Raw genomic sequence first — 14,339 nt, forward strand, 5'->3', positions numbered from 1 at the left:
GAAATGCAATTATGAGCGATGACGGCCTGGCGCCGGGTAAACGTTTGTCAGAGATCCGCCAGCAATTGGGTCTTTCACAGCGTCGTGCCGCCGAACTGTCTGGGTTAACGCATAGCGCCATCAGCACCATAGAGCAGGATAAAGTCAGTCCTGCCATCAGTACGCTGCAAAAGCTATTGAAAGTTTATGGGCTGTCGCTCTCCGAGTTCTTCGCGGAACCGGAAAAGCCTGACGAACCGCAGGTGGTTATCAATCAAGATGATTTGATTGAGATCGGGAGTCAGGGAGTATCCATGAAGCTGGTACACAACGGAAATCCGAATCGTACGCTGGCCATGATGTTTGAAACTTATCAGCCAGGTACGACAACCGGGGAGAGAATTAAACACCAGGGTGAAGAGATTGGGACAATACTGGAAGGTGAAGTGATACTGACCATCAACGGTCAAACGTATCATCTTGTTGCAGGACAAAGTTATGCCATTAACACCGGTATACCACACAGCTTCAGCAACACCTCGGCAGGGATCTGCCGCATCATCAGTGCCCACACTCCTACCACTTTCTAATAAGTAGCGGCCTGAGTTTCTCAGGCCTTCTTAAATAACGCGCATTAACAGGGTACATCCCTGGGGCATCGTGCAGCCTGATTTTGCCTGAAAAAGATCAGCAACGAACTTTATCTTATTGATATAAAAGGAGTAGCTATGAACTTTCAGAATCTTAAATATTGGCGTGAGAAAGCCAGCCATTATTCGCCGGAGACCCGTTTATTTATTAACGGCGAATATTGCGCAGCCGCCGATAACGAAACCTTTATTACGCAGGATCCGGCAGGACAACGCCCGCTCGCCAAAGTCGCCCGCGGCAAAAAAGCGGATGTAGACCGCGCGGTCACCGCAGCCCGCACCGTGTTTGAACGCGGAGACTGGTCGCAAGCATCACCCGCAGAGCGCAAGGCAGTCCTGCACAAGTTCGCCGATTTAATGGAGCAGCATCACGAGGAGCTGGCGCTACTGGAAACGCTCGACACCGGTAAACCGATTCGCCATAGCCTGCGTGATGATATTCCAGGCGCGGCACGCGCCATCCGTTGGTACGCCGAAGCAATAGATAAAGTCTATGGCGAAGTGGCCACCACCTCGGTGAGCGATCTGGCGCTGATTGTGCGCGAGCCGGTGGGCGTCATTGCGGCCATCGTGCCGTGGAATTTTCCCCTGCTGCTGGCCTGCTGGAAACTTGGCCCGGCACTGGCTGCAGGCAACAGCGTGATCCTCAAACCTTCAGAAAAATCACCGCTGACCGCCATTCGCCTTGCTACGTTGGCAAAAAAAGCAGGTTTGCCCGATGGCGTTCTCAGCGTGGTGAGCGGATATGGCCACGAAGCGGGCCAGGCGTTGTCGCAGCATCCGGATGTTGATGTGATCACCTTTACCGGCTCGACCCGCACCGGCAAGCAACTGCTCAAAGACGCTGGCGACAGCAATATGAAACGTGTCTGGCTGGAGGCCGGTGGTAAAAGTGCCAACATCGTTTTTGCCGACTGCCCGGATCTGCCGAAAGCCGCCGCCAATGCTGCAGCAGGCATCTTCTATAACCAGGGTCAGGTCTGTATCGCCGGTACGCGTCTGTTACTGGAAGAGAGTATTGCCGACGAGTTCATCGCCCTGCTGAAAGAGCAGGCGAAAAACTGGCAGCCGGGCAACCCGCTGGATCCGGAAACCACGATGGGCACGCTTATCGACAACGCGCATGCCGACACCGTGCACGGTTTTATTCGCGACGGTGAAGCACAAGGCACGCTGGCGCTGGATGGTCGCAGCCACGTACACCCAGCGGCTATCGGCCCGACTATTTTTGTCGATACAGCCCCGCAAGCCCACGTCAGCCGCGATGAGATTTTCGGCCCGGTACTGGTCGTCACCCGTTTTAGCAGCGAAGCCGAAGCCCTGGCGCTGGCCAACGACAGTGACTACGGCCTGGGGGCCGCGGTCTGGACCCGCGATCTGTCGCGCGCCCACCGCATGAGTCGTCGCCTGAAGGCCGGTTCGGTCTTCGTTAATAACTACAACGACGGTGATATGACTGTGCCGTTCGGCGGTTATAAGCAAAGCGGCAACGGGCGCGATAAGTCCCTGCATGCGCTGGAAAAATTTAGCGAACTGAAAACCATTTGGATCTCCCTGGAGCCTTAATCATGACTGAACATACCAGCAGTTATTACACCGCAAGCGCCAATCAGTACGAACCGTTTCCCACCCTTAGCGAGTCGGTTAGCTGTGATGTTTGCGTCGTGGGCGGTGGATATACCGGTCTCTCCTCCGCCCTGCACTTAGCGGAGATGGGTTACGACGTAGTGCTACTGGAATCCGCGCGTATCGGCTTTGGGGCCAGCGGACGTAACGGCGGTCAGTTGGTGAACTCCTACAGTCGCGATATCGACGTCATCGAGCGCACCTATGGCCCGGACGCCGCCAAAATGCTTGGCAGCATGATGTTTGAAGGCGGTAATATCATCCGCGAACGTATCAAGCGTTATCAGATCGAATGCGACTATCGCCCCGGCGGACTGTTTGTGGCTCTGAACCACAAGCAGATGGAAACGCTGGAGGAGCAGAAGTCGAACTGGGAACGCTACGGCAACACGCAGCTTGAACTGTTAGACAGCAGCGAAATTCGTCGCGAAGTCAGCAGCGATCGTTATGTCGGCGCGCTGCTCGACCACAGCGGTGGTCATATTCATCCGCTGAACCTGGCGATTGGCGAAGCTAACGCCATTCGTCTGAACGGCGGGCGCGTCTTCGAACAGTCGCCGGTCACCCGTATCCAGCACACCAGCCCGGCGGTGGTCAGCACCGAAAAAGGTCAGGTTACGGCCCGCTTTGTGATCGTCGCGGGCAACGCCTACCTCGGCGACAAACTGGAGCCTGCGCTGGCAAAAAGCAGCATGCCATGCGGCACACAGGTATTAACCACCGAACCGTTGTCTGCGGAGATGGCACGCTCGCTGATTCCTAAAAACTACTGCGTGGAAGATTGTAACTATCTGCTGGATTACTACCGTCTGACCGGCGATAACCGCCTGTTGTACGGCGGCGGCGTGGTCTACGGCGCCCGCGATCCGGAGGATATTGAACGTCTGGTAATGCCGAAACTGCTGAAAACCTTCCCGCAATTGCAGGGGGTAAAAATTGATTACCGCTGGACCGGTAATTTCCTGTTAACGCTATCTCGCATGCCGCAGTTTGGCCGTCTTGATACCAACATTTACTATATGCAGGGCTACAGCGGCCACGGCGTGACCTGTACCCACCTGGCAGGACGTCTGATTTCTGAACTGCTGCGCGGGGATGCCGAGCGCTTTGACGCTTTCGCCAAACTGCCGCACTACCCGTTCCCGGGGGGGCGCAGCCTGCGCATTCCGTTTACCGCCATGGGGGCGGCATATTACAGCTTACGCGATCGCCTTGGGGTTTAAGTTCTTCCGCAATAAACCCGACGCACAGGGCGGTCTCCCCTGTGCGTTTTTTTTTCCCGGACAGTGAAAAACAGGTAACGGGCACGAAAATATCGCAATAGGACATAACCCTACACTTTGCATTGTTTCTCCCCGCTGATCGGATAGGCTTTTTTAGATTATCGCTGGCGACGTGGCCAGAACTCAACGGGGGAAGAAACGCGTGTTATGAATACGAATAACGAGGAGACCTTTTATCAGGCGATGCGCCGCAAAGGGGTGAGTCGACGCAGTTTTCTCAAATATTGCAGCCTCGCAGCAACATCGCTTGGGCTGGGAGCCGCAATGACGCCCAGAATAGCCTGGGCGCTGGAAAACAAACCCCGGATCCCGGTCGTCTGGATCCACGGGCTGGAATGCACCTGTTGCACCGAATCATTTATCCGCTCCTCTCACCCACTCGCCAAAGACGTCATCCTCTCCCTGATTTCTCTTGATTACGACGACACCCTGATGGCCGCCGCCGGAACGCAGGCCGAAGAGGTATTTGAAGACATTCTGAGCCGCTACCACGGCCGATACATTCTGGCCGTCGAGGGCAATCCTCCGCTGGGTGAACAAGGAATGTTCTGCATCAGCGGCGGGCGACCGTTTATTGAAAAGCTAAAAAGAGCTGCGGCAGGCGCCAGCGCGATTATCGCCTGGGGAACCTGTGCCTCCTGGGGCTGCGTGCAGGCCGCCCGGCCTAATCCAACCCAGGCAACGCCGATCGATAAGGTGATCACCGATAAACCAATCGTGAAAGTGCCCGGCTGCCCGCCGATTCCGGATGTCATGAGCGCCATCATTACCTATATGGTGACGTTTGATCGTCTGCCTGAACTCGATCGTTTGGGGCGTCCGCTGATGTTCTATGGTCAGCGTATTCACGACAAATGCTACCGCCGCGCCCACTTTGACGCCGGGGAGTTCGTTGAGAGTTGGGACGATGACGCTGCCCGAAAAGGCTATTGTCTGTACAAAATGGGCTGCAAAGGGCCTACCACTTATAACGCCTGCTCCACCACCCGCTGGAACGGCGGCGTTTCTTTCCCCATCCAGTCCGGTCATGGGTGTCTGGGATGTTCGGAGAATGGCTTCTGGGATCGCGGTTCGTTCTACAGCCGCGTGGTCGATATCCCGCAGATGGGGACGCATTCAACCGCCGATACCGTGGGCCTCACCGCGCTTGGCGTGGTGGCCGCCAGCGTCGGTGTCCACGCAGTCGCCAGCGCCGTCAATCAACATAACCGTCACAAACAGCAATTAGCCGACGCCGGACAACAGTCGCCAGACAATGAGGATAAACAGGCATGAGCAATTCGTATCAAACCCAGGGATATACGGTCAATAATGCCGGCCGCCGCCTGGTTGTCGACCCCATTACGCGCATTGAAGGGCATATGCGTTGTGAGGTGAACATTGATGAGCAAAACATCATCACCAACGCTGTGTCCTGCGGCACCATGTTCCGTGGACTGGAAATTATTCTGCAAGGGCGCGACCCGCGCGATGCCTGGGCGTTTGTCGAACGAATTTGCGGGGTGTGCACTGGCGTACATGCGCTCGCATCGGTCTATGCCATTGAAGATGCCATTGGCATCAAGGTGCCCGATAACGCCAACATCATTCGCAATATTATGCTGGCGACGCTGTGGTGCCACGACCACCTGGTCCACTTTTACCAGCTAGCCGGAATGGACTGGATTGACGTTCTGAATGCCCTGAAAGCCGACCCGCGCGCAACCTCGCAGTTGGCACAAAGCCTTTCTGCCTGGCCTATGTCCTCCCCGGGCTACTTCTTTGACGTACAAAACCGCCTGAAGAAATTTGTCGATGGCGGTCAGCTGGGGATTTTCCGCAACGGTTATTGGGGACATCCGCAGTACAAACTGTCGCCAGAGGCTAACCTGATGGGCTTTGCCCATTATCTGGAAGCGCTCGATTTTCAGCGCGAGATTATCAAAATCCATACGGTGTTTGGCGGCAAGAATCCGCATCCTAACTGGATTGTCGGCGGCATGCCATGCGCTATCAATATCGATCAGAGCGGCGCGGTTGGCGCGGTCGATATGGAACGTCTTAACCTGGTACAGTCGATCATCACCCGCACCGCCGACTTCATCAACAACGTCATGGTTCCTGACGCGCTGGCTATCGGCCAGTTCAACAAACCCTGGAGCCAGATTGGCACCGGGCTGTCTGATAAGTGCGTCTTAAGCTACGGCGCGTTCCCGGATATTGCCAACGACTTCAGCGCGAAGAGCCTGTTGATGCCTGGCGGCGCGGTCATTAACGGTGATTTTAACAACGTCATGCCGGTGGATCTGGCCGATCAGCAGCAAATTCAGGAGTTTGTCGATCATGCCTGGTACCGTTATCCGGACGATCAATTAGGTCGTCACCCGTTCGAGGGGATTACTGAACCCTGGTACAACCCCGGCGATGTCAAAGGCAGCGATACCGATATCCAGCAGCTCAACGAACAGGAACGCTACTCGTGGATTAAAGCCCCGCGCTGGCGCGGACACGCCATGGAAGTTGGACCGTTGGCGCGTACGCTGATTGCCTATCACAAAGGGGATGCCGCCACGATTGAATCCGTCGATCGCATGATGTCCGCACTCAAACTGCCGCTGTCGGGTATGCAGTCGACGCTGGGGCGTATTTTGTGCCGCGCGCACGAGGCGCAGTGGGCCGTGAGCAAGCTGCAATATTTCTTCGACAAGCTGATGACCAACCTGAAAAACGGCAATCTGGCTACGGCGAATACCGAAAAATGGGAGCCTGCAAGCTGGCCGCAGCAGTGCCGTGGGATCGGTTTCACCGAGGCGCCGCGCGGAGCACTCGGTCACTGGGCGTCGATTCGCGACCAGAAGATCGACGTGTATCAGTGCGTAGTGCCGACCACCTGGAATGCCAGCCCGCGCGATCCGAAGGGGCAAATTGGTGCCTACGAGGCGGCGTTGATGGGCACCCAAATGGCGATACCGGATCAACCGCTGGAGATCCTGCGCACCTTGCACAGCTTCGACCCCTGCCTGGCATGTTCAACCCACGTCCTCGGCGACGACGGCAACGAACTTATCGCAGTCCAGGTTCGCTAAGCGTTAAGGAACGGAACGATGACTGGAAAGATATCCCCACGCGTCGGGGAGGCGCGTGATACCGCCGTCAGCCACTATGTGTTTGAAGCGCCCGTACGCTTGTGGCACTGGCTGACAGTGGGCTGCATGTTGGTTTTGATGGTAACCGGATACTTCATTGGCCGACCACTGCCGTCGGTCAACGGCGAGGCCACTTACCTGTTCTACATGGGCGACATCCGGTTAGTACATTTCGCCGCAGCCATGGTGTTTACGGTGATACTGCTGGGTCGTATTTACTGGGCCTTCGTCGGCAATCGCTATTCACGCGAGCTGTTTGTCGTGCCGGTCTGGCGTCGCAGCTGGTGGCAGGGTGCCTTTTCGGTGGTGCGCTGGTATCTGTTTCTGGAAAAAAAACCGGGAGAAGATATCGGCCATAACCCCGTCGCGCAGGCGGCGATGTTCGGTTATTTCCTGCTCTCCGTTTTTATGATCCTCACCGGTTTTGCCTTATACAGCGAGCATAGCCAGTACGCCATTTTTACCCCCTTCCACTATGTGACGGAGTTTTTCTACTGGACCGGCGGTAACTCTCTCGATATCCACAGCTGGCATCGGTTGGGGATGTGGTTCATCGCCGCCTTCATCATCGGTCATGTGTATATGGCTATCCGCGAGGACATCATGTCTGACGATACCGTTATCTCAACCATGATCAACGGCTATCGTAGCCACAAATTTGCCAAACGCCAGCACGATAAGGAGGCGTCATGAGCGAACCTAACGTCATCGTGATGGGCTTAGGCAACCTGCTGTGGGCAGATGAAGGATTTGGCATTCGCGTCGCCGAGCGCCTGTACGCCCACTATCACTGGCCAGAATGGGTAGAGATTGTCGACGGCGGCACGCAAGGGCTGAATCTGCTGGGCTACGTTGAGCAGGCCAGCCATTTGTTGCTGCTGGACGCTATCGACTACGGACTCGCGCCAGGCACTTTGCAATCCTACGCCAGTGAACAAGTCCCCAGTTACCTCAGCGCCAAAAAAATGAGTCTGCATCAGAACAGCTTCTCCGAAGTGCTTGCTCTGGCGGAGATTCGCGGTCATCTGCCCACCCACATCGCCCTCGTAGGACTACAGCCGGTGCAGCTGGACGACTATGGCGGCAGCCTGACCGACATCGCGCGCGCTCAGCTCCCGGCGGCAGAACAAGCCGCGCTAACGCAACTGGCCGCGTGGGGCATCGCGCCACAGACAATCGATGAAACGCGTTGCCTGAACTATGAATGCCTGTCGCTGGAAAACTATGAAGGCGTGCGTATTCGCCAGTATCGTGTAACGCTGGAGAGATAAGCAACATGTTGAATGACAAACCATTTTCTACGCTATGGCAACGCATGCTGGCGCGCGGCTGGCAACCGCTGACCGCATCTGAACTGGATGACTGGGTAACGCGTGTGCGTGATGGCGTGGTGCTGCTCAGTAGCGATCCCCGCCGCACGCCAGAAGTCAGCGATAACCCAGTAATGATTGCCGAGTTGCTCCGCGAGTTTCCCCAGTTTGACTGGCAAATCGCTATGGCGGATCTCGAGCACAGCGAGGCTATCGGCGATCGTTTTGGCGTATTCCGCTTCCCGGCCACGCTGGTATTTATCCACGGCGAGCTGCGCGGCATTCTCAGCGGCATCCACCCGTGGGCCGACCTGCTCAACCTGATGCGCCCCCTCGTTGAAGAACGTATCCCCCGGAGCCTGCAAGATGAGTGATACCTTTTTTCATCTGCTGGGACCGGGAACCCAGCCGGGCGATGACAGCTTCAGCATGAATCCCTTGCCCCTCACCTGCCAGGTCAACAGCAGCCCCAGCATGGCGAGGCTGGAAAACTGTCCGCACAGCCCGGCGGTGATGGCATTGTTAGCCGATGTGCGCCACCAGCTTAGCCAGAAAATCCCCGTAAAACAGGACGTGCTGGGGTGGGATTTATCCACGCTCAACGCAGACGACCTCACGTTTTTGAATACGCTGCTCGGCGAAGGCGAAGTTTCCGTGCGTATCCAGCAGGCCGACGGCAGGGCGAGCGAGATTCAGGAGTCTATTTTCTGCGGAATCTGGCGGGTACGTTGCCAGAATGACTTGGGTCAATGGGAGGAGCATCTGGAGGCAGGCAGCGCGCCACGGGCGCTGTGGCAGGCAGCAACAATCACGACGCTGCCAGACGATAGCCTGTTGCCTCCGCCCGTCGATGGGTTGATGAATGGCCTGACGCTGGCTCAGGAACTGCTGGCGCACGTGCGCGATCTGGCCACGCAACCTCATAGCATTAACCTCACCCAACTCCCGGTTAGCGATGCGGATCGCCAGTTCCTCTCCCGCCTGTGTGGCGAAGGGCGCATTCAGATCCGCACCATCGGCTACGGCGAGAGCCAAATCGACGCCACGGCGCTGCGCCATGTCTGGCATGTGCGCTGTCTGGATACCCTGAAAGGGCTTCTGCTCGAGAGTTATGAGATCTGTCCATTACCGGAACTGGTACTGGCTGCTCCAGAGGATCTGCTCGACTCGCTCCAGCGCCTGGATGAAGTCTGTAGCTGGCTGGCATCCGGCCCGCCAGCCTGATCCCCTTCTCCCGACCCGCATACTTTTCTGCTGCGGGTCTGGCGTTTTCTTCCTTATCTATTCACTCTCTAATGCCTGATGGAGTTCGCATGTGGGACGTCATTGACTTATCGCGCTGGCAGTTTGCGCTGACCGCGCTGTACCATTTTCTGTTTGTTCCCCTGACGCTGGGGCTGATTTTTTTGCTGGCCATCATGGAAACCCTGTTCGTGGTGACGGGCAAAACAGTCTACCGCGACATGACGCGTTTCTGGGGAAAGTTATTCGGTATTAACTTTGCGCTCGGTGTGGCGACTGGCCTGACCATGGAGTTTCAGTTCGGGACTAACTGGTCGCTCTATTCCAACTATGTGGGCGATATTTTCGGTGCTCCGCTGGCGATGGAAGCCTTGATGGCTTTCTTTCTTGAATCCACATTCGTGGGGCTGTTCTTCTTCGGCTGGCAGCGCTTAAACAAGTACCAGCATTTACTGGTGACCTGGCTGGTAGCGTTTGGCTCCAATATCTCGGCCCTGTGGATCCTCAACGCCAACGGCTGGATGCAATATCCAACGGGCGCTCACTTTAATATTGATACCCTGCGCATGGAGATGAGCAGCTTTAGCGAGCTGGTTTTTAACCCCATTAGCCAGGTGAAATTTGTGCATACCGTGATGTCCGGTTATGTCACAGGCGCCATGTTTGTGATGTCCATCAGCGCCTGGTATCTGCTGCGTGGTCGCGCTCGCGAGTTCGCCCTGCGCTCCTTCGCGGTAGGTTCCGTCTTTGGCACACTGGCTATCCTCGGCACTCTGCAACTGGGAGATAGCTCAGCCTATGAGGTCGCCCAACGCCAGCCGGTAAAACTGGCGGCAATGGAAGGGGAATGGCAAACCGAACCGGCACCTGCGCCCTTTCATGTGATAGCCTGGCCGCAGCAGGAGCAAGAGCGTAACGCCTTTTCCGTGAAGATACCGGCCCTGCTGGGTATCCTGGCGACTCACTCTTTAGATACGCCAGTTCCGGGGCTGAAGAACCTGATGGCAGACGCGCTACCCCGCCTGCAGCGGGGCCGGGAAGCATGGTTGCTGATGCAGGAAATCGCCAAAGGTAACCGCACGCCTCAGCTACTGCACGCTTTTCACGCCGTGGAAAAAGATCTGGGTTACGGCATCCTGTTAGCAAACTACGCCCCTGACATGAACCATGTCACGCCAGCGCAATATCAAGCCGCACAACGCGGCGCTATTCCGCAAGTCGCCCCCGTGTTCTGGAGCTTTCGCATCATGATTGGATGCGGTTCCCTTCTGCTGCTGGTGATGGCGATTGCGCTGATACAGACCTTACGCTGGCGTATCGACCAGCATCGCTGGTTACTGCACATAACGCTGTGGAGCCTGCCACTACCGTGGATTGCCATTGAAGCAGGCTGGTTTATGACGGAGTTTGGCCGCCAGCCGTGGGCGATTCAGGATATTTTGCCGACCTGGTACGCCCACTCTGCGCTGAGCGCGGGCCAACTGGCCTTCTCCATGGGGCTAATCCTCACGCTTTACACCCTGTTTTTAATTGCCGAAGTCTACCTGATGCAAAAATACGCGCGTCTTGGCCCAGATGCGATGCAACGTCAACAACCGGCACAACAACAAGAATAAAGGAGAGCATCATGTTGGATTATGAAACGTTGCGGCTCATTTGGTGGCTGCTGATTGGCATTATTCTGGTGGCCTTTATGGTCACTGACGGGTTTGATATGGGGGTCGGCTGCCTGTTACCGCTGATCGCGCGCAACGATGATGAACGTCGGGTGTTAATCAATAGCGTAGGGGCGCACTGGGAAGGTAACCAGGTGTGGCTCATTCTGGCGGGCGGTGCATTATTCGCAGCCTGGCCGCGCGTCTATGCTGCCGCATTTTCGGGGTTTTATGTGGCGATGATTCTGGTGCTGTGCGCCCTTTTCTTTCGTCCATTGGCCTTTGATTATCGCGGTAAAATAGCGAATGCACGCTGGCGCGCCATGTGGGACACCGGGTTGGTTATCGGCAGCCTGGTGCCACCGGTTATCTTCGGCGTCGCCTTCGGCAATCTGTTCCTGGGGGTGCCTTTTGTGTTCACACCACAATTACATGTGCAATACCTGGGCACTTTCTGGGAATTGCTCTCTCCTTTTGCCCTACTGTGCGGCGCATTAAGTCTGATGTTGGTCACTATGCAGGGAGGCGTGTGGCTCCAGTTGAAAACCGACGGCCTTCTTCACCTGCGTGCGCTGTCTGCCACCCGCCGCAGCGGGATGTTAGTGGTGCTCTGCTTCCTGTTAGCCGGGTACTGGCTGTGGACGGGGATCGACGGCTATGTGCTGCTTAGCCAGGATCCTAATGGTCCGTCCAACCCGCTATTAAAGGCAGTAACGACCGCACCGGGCGCGTGGATGGCGCACTTTGAAAATTCACCACTACTGTTGGTTATTCCGCTGTTGGGCATGATTTTTCCAATGCTCGCGATCTATGCCTGCGGGCAACGTCGGGGCGTGTGGGAATTTCTGTTTGCTTCATTGACCCAGACCTGCGTGATCTTCACCGCTGGAATCACCCTGTTTCCATTTGTGATGCCATCAAGCGCATATCCACTCTCTAGCCTGACGGTGTGGGACAGTACCTCCAGCCAGATGACACTCAGTATCATGCTGGTTATCGTGTTGATTTTCCTACCGATAGTTCTGCTTTATACCTTGTGGAGTTATTACAAGATGCTGGGACGAATCAACGTAGAAACAATCCGCCGCCACAACCACGAACTTTATTAGGGAGGACTGTACGATGTGGTATCTGTTTTGGTTTGTCGGCATTCTGCTGATGTGCACGCTCTCCACGCTGGCGCTGGTCTGGCTTGAGTCACGGCAGAAATAGCCCTGCGCGTGCGTTACGCTTCCTGGCTCCCTTGTTTATTCGGGGAGTCTTTATTCGTTCACACAAAAGCAGCATGGCTGCACCCAACCCCTGGTTAGCACCAAGCTTATCTATAAACCGCAGTGTGGTGCTGCAATTTAAGTGGTGAGTTTTACGTCAGTTAACGCAGGCATCCCCCCTGTTCCGCGGAATGCCTGATTCACATTAGGAATTACGCCCCGGTCACCATCAACATATCATCTACAAAGTTTTTGGCGCGCGGAATATCCGACTCGTCGACGTGTTCAATGATCAGCGGAATATTTGGGTGGTTTTTCGCGAGCAGCTCCACATACAGCAAATAGTTAAGCGCCCCTAGCCCTGCTGCGGGCAGCTCCACCAAACCGGCTCCACGGAAGCTGTTATGCTCCGCTGCGCCGTCCCCGAATTTCTCAATCACCACGTCGGTTTTCTTACAATCTTTGGCATGGGCAATTTTAATTTTGCTATCCAGTACATTGAAGATGCTGTGCAGTGTTTCATCAATGGCGTCGATATTTTTATCATCAAAATAGTTGGTCGGATCCAGCGCCAGCCCCAGGCCGGGGTGATCGATATCGCGCATCAGTCGCGCCACCTGGCTGACCGAGCCGATAATGTTGTTCACGTAGTTTTCCACCAGGAATACCGCGCCGTGATCGTAAGCAAAAGCAGCCAAATCGCGGGCGATGGCTTTAAATTCCTGATACGCCTCTTCAGTGCTGTTTTGCGGATCGTACAACCAGTCGCTATCGACGTTATAAGTGCCGGTTTCGCTGATCACATACGGCGTACCGAAGTCCCGCGCATGAGCGAGGATCTCTTTCACCGCTGCGATATTCTCGGCACGCTTCACCGGTTCCGGATGCACAAGGTTTGTATACGCCGAAATAGCGACGATAGGCAGATTGGCTTTGCGAAACGCATCGCGCACCTGGTGCGCTTTCGCTTTGGTGATATGCCCCCGGCTCAGATCGATATCGGTAAACTCGAGGTCAAGCTGCACGCAACCCATCCCCGCCTGCTTAATCTTCGTGATGGTCTCTTCCAAGGAGTAGGGGTAGTAACCAGTAAAGATACCTACGTTAATCATTTTGTATTCTCCTGAAGGATTTCATTGAGATAAACGGTTCGCTCTTCCTGAATAGAGGCATAACAGGCTTCAATACAGGCCAGCGTGCCGAGGTTGTCCTCAGCGCTGATTTCCGGCTGTGCGCCATGTTCCAGAGCGCACAGCAGGCTCGCCATGGTGCCGATAAAGGCATCCGGGAACCACTGGCGTTTCCATTGCGGGGCGATCCAACGCTCGGGATACTCGCGTGACGCCAGTTTTAAGGTGCTGCCACAATACTCCGGCGGACGGCGATGCCAGCCGAAATCGCCTTCCGCCAACCCGTCGGTGCCCTCCACCCGCCAGTTGATATAATTATTTTTAGCGCAGAGTCCACCCGGCCAGGCCCAGACGTCGTCCAGACTGGTGGCGATCAGGCCATTGGCATACTGGAAGGTGTACTGGGTGATGCCATCGGTGTGTTCAAAAGCGGTACGCGGATCGGTGCGGCAAACAGCGGTGACTTTAACCGGATCGCCAAACAGGAAGCGGAAGGCATCGATATGGTGGATCGCCATGGCATACAGTTCGAGCTTTTTATACTGCTGAAGAAACTGCTGCCAGTCGGGAATAGCGCGCATATCAATGCTGGCAAGCACCGGCGTGCCGATCAGTTGGTTATCGAGAATGTACTTCAGCGCCCGGATCGACGGGTCGTAACGCATATTGGAGTTCACCGCGATGGGGATACCGCTCTCTTTGCTGAGACGGACGATTTCGCGGCCAGCTTCCAGCGACATCGCCAGCGGTTTCTGACACAGAATGGCCTTCACGTTTTTCGCCGGAGAATGTTTGCCGCAGATAAAACGCACTATCGCTAACTGGATATGCGGCGGCACGGCGATATCAATAATCTCGATCTTCGGATCGCACACCATCTCCTGCCAGCTAGCGTAGGTTTTAGGGATGTTAAATGCCCGGGCCAGTCGCTGGCTGTGGGCATTTTCCAGCGAGGTTATCCCATATGGCGTAAACCCCGCTTTCTGGTAAGCCACCAGATGGCAATGCTCAACGATAAAACCCGCGCCGATAATACCGATTTTGTAGTCTTTTCGCTGTGGTAACGCCGGACGTGTCACCTGCTCTAATAAGCGCTCTAACGAATCCATAATGACCCCGTTTATGTTT

Annotated in this window: 14 protein-coding genes; 12 read left to right on the forward strand and 2 right to left on the reverse strand. The window is 55.7% G+C overall.

Features of this window, described 5'->3' with window-relative positions; all coding sequences use genetic code 11:
- The first annotated feature begins 11 nt into the window (after positions 1-11).
- The 12 genes from puuR (at position 12) to cbdX (ending at position 12,082) form a co-directional block, all read left to right on the forward strand.
- Positions 12-569, forward strand: coding sequence for an HTH-type transcriptional regulator PuuR (puuR, locus tag GFC06_RS22775; protein ID WP_016151913.1), 558 nt, complete (start codon positions 12-14; stop codon positions 567-569).
- A 138-nt stretch (positions 570-707) separates the two neighbouring features.
- Positions 708-2,195, forward strand: coding sequence for an aldehyde dehydrogenase PuuC (puuC, locus tag GFC06_RS22780; protein WP_153690692.1), 1,488 nt, complete (start codon positions 708-710; stop codon positions 2,193-2,195).
- A 2-nt stretch (positions 2,196-2,197) separates the two neighbouring features.
- Positions 2,198-3,478: an NAD(P)/FAD-dependent oxidoreductase gene (locus GFC06_RS22785; RefSeq protein ID WP_153690693.1), complete on the forward strand. Its 1,281-nt coding sequence runs from the start codon at positions 2,198-2,200 to the stop codon at positions 3,476-3,478.
- 207 nt (positions 3,479-3,685) lie between these two features.
- Positions 3,686-4,813: a hydrogenase 1 small subunit gene (gene hyaA / locus GFC06_RS22790; RefSeq protein ID WP_046276297.1), complete on the forward strand. Its 1,128-nt coding sequence runs from the start codon at positions 3,686-3,688 to the stop codon at positions 4,811-4,813.
- Positions 4,810-6,603 carry a Ni/Fe-hydrogenase large subunit gene (hyaB, locus tag GFC06_RS22795; RefSeq protein WP_131405643.1) on the forward strand — a complete coding sequence of 598 codons (1,794 nt, stop codon included), beginning with the start codon at positions 4,810-4,812 and terminating at the stop codon, positions 6,601-6,603. Before hyaA ends, hyaB begins: the two co-directional genes overlap by 4 nt.
- A gap of 18 nt (positions 6,604-6,621) precedes the next feature.
- Positions 6,622-7,356 carry a Ni/Fe-hydrogenase b-type cytochrome subunit gene (gene hyaC, locus GFC06_RS22800; protein ID WP_115190922.1) on the forward strand — a complete coding sequence of 245 codons (735 nt, stop codon included), beginning with the start codon at positions 6,622-6,624 and terminating at the stop codon, positions 7,354-7,356.
- Complete coding sequence (hyaD, locus tag GFC06_RS22805) at positions 7,353-7,934, forward strand: hydrogenase 1 maturation protease (protein WP_153690694.1); 582 nt, start codon at positions 7,353-7,355, stop codon at positions 7,932-7,934. Before hyaC ends, hyaD begins: the two co-directional genes overlap by 4 nt.
- 5 nt (positions 7,935-7,939) lie before the next feature.
- The gene (gene hyaE, locus GFC06_RS22810; protein WP_153690695.1) at positions 7,940-8,347 is read left to right on the forward strand and encodes a hydrogenase-1 operon protein HyaE; all 408 of its coding nucleotides are present in this window, start codon (positions 7,940-7,942) and stop codon (positions 8,345-8,347) included.
- The gene (locus GFC06_RS22815) at positions 8,340-9,197 is read left to right on the forward strand and encodes a hydrogenase expression/formation protein (protein ID WP_153690696.1); all 858 of its coding nucleotides are present in this window, start codon (positions 8,340-8,342) and stop codon (positions 9,195-9,197) included. Before hyaE ends, GFC06_RS22815 begins: the two co-directional genes overlap by 8 nt.
- 89 nt (positions 9,198-9,286) lie before the next feature.
- Positions 9,287-10,831 carry a cytochrome bd-II oxidase subunit 1 gene (gene appC, locus GFC06_RS22820; protein WP_153690697.1) on the forward strand — a complete coding sequence of 515 codons (1,545 nt, stop codon included), beginning with the start codon at positions 9,287-9,289 and terminating at the stop codon, positions 10,829-10,831.
- 11 nt (positions 10,832-10,842) lie between these two features.
- The gene (appB, locus tag GFC06_RS22825) at positions 10,843-11,979 is read left to right on the forward strand and encodes a cytochrome d ubiquinol oxidase subunit II (protein ID WP_153690698.1); all 1,137 of its coding nucleotides are present in this window, start codon (positions 10,843-10,845) and stop codon (positions 11,977-11,979) included.
- Between the two features lie 13 nt (positions 11,980-11,992).
- A complete protein-coding gene (cbdX, locus tag GFC06_RS22830; RefSeq protein WP_016151902.1) occupies positions 11,993-12,082 on the forward strand; it encodes a cytochrome bd-II oxidase subunit CbdX in 90 nt (29 codons plus the stop codon).
- Between the two features lie 211 nt (positions 12,083-12,293).
- Here cbdX and GFC06_RS22835 read toward each other — a convergent pair whose 3' ends face one another.
- Entirely contained in the window at positions 12,294-13,193 is a 900-nt protein-coding gene (locus GFC06_RS22835; RefSeq protein ID WP_103765902.1) for a sugar phosphate isomerase/epimerase family protein, read from the reverse strand.
- Positions 13,190-14,320, reverse strand: a complete 1,131-nt coding sequence (locus GFC06_RS22840) for a Gfo/Idh/MocA family protein (protein WP_049281638.1) — start codon at positions 14,318-14,320, stop codon at positions 13,190-13,192. Before GFC06_RS22840 ends, GFC06_RS22835 begins: the two co-directional genes overlap by 4 nt.
- Between the last annotated feature and the right edge of the window lie 19 nt (positions 14,321-14,339).

The organism is Citrobacter braakii, from assembly GCF_009648935.1.
GTDB classification, from domain to species: Bacteria; Pseudomonadota; Gammaproteobacteria; order Enterobacterales; family Enterobacteriaceae; genus Citrobacter; species Citrobacter braakii.